This window comes from Pseudomonas sp. P867 (assembly GCF_019891455.1).
Lineage (GTDB): Bacteria > Pseudomonadota > Gammaproteobacteria > Pseudomonadales > Pseudomonadaceae > Aquipseudomonas > Aquipseudomonas synxantha_A.
Map to the genome: position 1 here is coordinate 1 of NZ_JAFLXB010000049.1, position 320 is coordinate 320.

1 protein-coding gene is annotated in these 320 nt (G+C 62.2%); it reads right to left on the reverse strand.

Annotated elements, in window-relative coordinates; genetic code table 11:
* Window positions 1-320: hypothetical protein (locus J1G33_RS27775; RefSeq protein WP_223019177.1), on the reverse strand; the 320-nt coding region annotated here is incomplete at both ends.

A 320-nucleotide genomic window follows, 5' to 3' on the forward strand; every position in this document is an offset into this window, starting at 1 on the left:
CCAGCTCATAACGCAGCAGCAGCGAGCGACCAGCACCGTTATCCAGCCGCTCGATCCGCCCGGAAGGATCACGGCAAATGCGCAGGCGGTTGTCATACGCATCGCTGATCGAGACCAGCACACCGTCGCGAAAGTGATAGAACCGCGACGCCTGGGCCAGTACTAACTCATCAGGAGCCGAGCCCAAGTAGATCGCCGCTTCCGCCAGGCTATTGGTGATCGCGGGTCGAGCCGCTGTAGGCAAGGGCAGGGTGGTCGAGCGGTTCTCATGGTCGATCCACACCACCGAATCGCCCGACACACAAAGCCTGTGCGCCAGC